Origin of the sequence: Mesorhizobium sp. M7A.F.Ca.MR.362.00.0.0, from assembly GCF_004023175.1 — a bacterium.
In the GTDB taxonomy this organism is placed as follows: Bacteria; Pseudomonadota; Alphaproteobacteria; order Rhizobiales; family Rhizobiaceae; genus Mesorhizobium.
In genome coordinates this window covers 1-2,805 of sequence record NZ_RZTF01000578.1, presented here as the reverse complement: position 1 = coordinate 2,805, position 2,805 = coordinate 1, and the positions used below count along the sequence as shown (strand labels likewise).

Here is a 2,805-nt window from a genome sequence, read left to right as displayed (position 1 = left end):
CGTCACTATACGGGGAGAGGATGCCGGCAGGCAGGTGAGGGGCGGCGCCAACTTCAACAATTGGCGGTCTCCGTCGCCGGCCAGAAACGAGGCAGGAGTCACGCAAAATGGCGCCTAGCTTCGGCATCGCCTTCGGCGGCGGCGGCGCGCGCGGGTTGGCGCATATCCATGTCATCGAGGCGCTGGACGAGTTGGGCATCAAGCCCGTGGCGATTGCCGGCTCGTCGATCGGCGCCATCATGGGCGCCGGCATGGCATCGGGTATGACCGGCAAGGACATCCACGACTATGCCCGCTCGATCCTCGGCCGCCGCGCCCAAGTGGCGAGCCGCATGTGGCGGGCGCGGCCGGGCACCATCGCCGAAGCCATGCAGGGCGGCATCCGCGTCAGCCAGTTCAACGTCGAGCGCATCCTGAAAGCCTTTCTGCCCGAAGCCATTCCCGAAACCTTCGGCGAGCTGCAAATCCCGCTGAAGGTGACGGCGACCGACTATTTCGGCCACAAGCTGGCCGTCTTCGAGGACGGCGACCTGCACTCGGCGCTGGCGGCCTCGGCCGCCATCCCCGCCGTGTTCCGGCCGGTGACGCGCGACGGCAGGCTGCTGATCGACGGCGGCATCTACAATCCCGTGCCGTTCGACCTGATCGAGAACGACGCCGACATCATCATCGGCGTCGACGTGGTCGGCGCGCCGGAAGAGGCCGACCGCAAACAGCCGACCTCCGTCGACCTGATGTTCGGCGCCACGCAATTGATGATGCAGTCGATCACCGCCAACAAGCTGAAACAATGCCGCCCCGACATCCTGGTCCGCCCGGCAGTCTCGAGATACCGCGTCCTCGATTTCCTGAAGATCGACGCCTTGATGAACGAAACGGTGGATATCAAGGACGAGCTGAAGCGGCAGGTGGAGAAGGTGGTTGAGGCGAGGAATAGCGCCGCCATCAAGGGGAGGCGGGGAAAGCAGGTCGGGTGAGGTGCATCTTTCCTTCACCTGAGAGGAGAGAGCCCAACCGACCTACGATTTCGCCGTCACCGGTGCATACTCTAGCGCCACCACGCCGTTGCTAAATGGTTTTGCGGAAATCAGGTCGAGCGTCACCGGCTCACCGATTGGGAATAGCGGCTTGCCCTGGCCGACGGTGCCTGGATAGCTGAGCAGCCTGACGCGCTCGACCAGGCCGTGGCGCAGCAATTCCTGCGCGACGCTGAGGCTGCCATGCACGTAGATGTTGCCGCCGCTGCCTTGCTTCAGCGTCCTGACCGCTTCCGGCAGAGGCCCTTTCAGCAATTCGGCCGGCTTCCAGTCGAGCGCCTTCAGGCTGGTCGAGGCGACATATTTAGGCAGCGCGTTGAACCGGTCGGCAAAATCTCCGGTTTCCGTTGGCCAGGAGCCGGCAAAGATCTCATAGGTCGTGCGCCCCAAAAGCATGGCGCCGCTGTCGGCAAGCTCGTCTTCCTTGAACCTGTTCATCTCGTCGTTCCAGGTCACGCTGGGCAGCTTCTCGACCTCGGCAATGCCATCGACGCTGATGAATTCGGTGACGATGAGTTTTCGCATAGCGCTCTCCTTCTTCCGTCAAAGGACGAACCGCGTGGGCGCTTTGCGACAGGCTTCCTGAAATATATTGCTGCGCTTCGTTGTAGTGTGGCGCTTCAGCGCGAGGCTGCGAAAGACCGATACCATGGGGAAGGGCGACCGCCGCCTGGACTAAACCCCAAAGTTCGGATTTTGATGCCACATCTGAAGTAGTTATTCCCAAGAACGCATTGCAGGAAGATTCATGGGATTCGGGGTTTTCATTCATCGCTCGGATTCGCGATACAACGATCGCCCCGCAGAGCAATACCAGTTTCCTCGCCCGTATCTGCGCCGCGTTGAAGCGTGTGTCGGCAAGTGGATTATCTACTACGAGCCCAGCAAGGTAAACGATACACGGGGCTATTACGCTGTAGCGAAAGTCCAGCAGATCATCCCCGATCCGGTAACGCCTGACATGTATCTCGCGCTGATTGAGCCCGGAAGCTACCTCGATTTCGTCAATCCTGTTCCATTTAGCGGATCTGACGGTCCCGTCGAACGAGGCCTGCTCAATGATGAGGGACGGATTTCTGGCCGCGCCCAATCTGCTGTCCGCGCACTCAGCCCAGGTGACTTCAACCGGATCATCGATCTGGGCCTGGATACGAATGAGTTGTTGCTGCCGCGCGTTGATGAGGTCGGCATATCTGCCGGCTTTCAGGATGAGCAGGCGCCATTCGAATTCGAGCAGAGTCGTGACCGCGTAAGCTACATCGGATCGCGAATCGTGCGGGACCGCATTTTTCGTCGAGTCGTCTTACGTGCCTATGACGAGCGCTGCGCGATCACAGGTCTCAAGCTGATAAATGGCGGAGGCCGAGCAGAGGTTTCTGCCGCACATATTCGACCGGTTGAGGCGAACGGGCCTGATGTCGTCAACAATGGGATCGCACTGTCCGGCACTGCGCATTGGATGTTCGACCGTGGATTGATCAGCCTGTCGGACGATTTGGAAATCCTGATCTCCAGACAGGTCAATGACTTCGACAGCGTGCAGGGCTTCATAAACAGGACGCGCCGCGCGCTTCCGCCTCGCCGACAGCTCGAACGCCCGCATCCTCATTTCTTGCAATGGCATCGCGAGCACTGTTTCAAGCAATAGGCGGTGTCTCGAAGCTGCCCCGCCTATCCATGGGAAGGCTTTGCTTACGGGCCTCCTTTAAGCGGGAAGAGCCCCCCTCAGTCCTTCGCCCGCTCCACATAGGCCCCATCGGCCGTCATC

Annotated in this window: 3 protein-coding genes; 2 read left to right on the top strand and 1 reads right to left on the bottom strand. The window is 60.5% G+C overall.

Translation table 11 applies throughout. The annotated features are described in order from the left end of the window. Window positions 1-107 precede the first annotated feature (107 nt). A complete protein-coding gene (locus tag EOC06_RS35415) occupies window positions 108-977 on the top strand; it encodes a patatin-like phospholipase family protein (protein WP_128309988.1) in 870 nt (289 codons plus the stop codon). Window positions 978-1,019: 42 nt separating this feature from the next. Here EOC06_RS35415 and EOC06_RS35410 read toward each other — a convergent pair whose 3' ends face one another. Next, a complete protein-coding gene (locus EOC06_RS35410) occupies window positions 1,020-1,562 on the bottom strand; it encodes a dihydrofolate reductase family protein (protein ID WP_127321816.1) in 543 nt (180 codons plus the stop codon). 223 nt (window positions 1,563-1,785) lie between these two features. On the opposite strand from EOC06_RS35410, the gene EOC06_RS35405 reads away from it, so the two are divergent. Beyond that, complete coding sequence (locus EOC06_RS35405; protein WP_128309987.1) at window positions 1,786-2,685, top strand: HNH endonuclease; 900 nt, start codon at window positions 1,786-1,788, stop codon at window positions 2,683-2,685. Window positions 2,686-2,805: the final 120 nt, after the last annotated feature.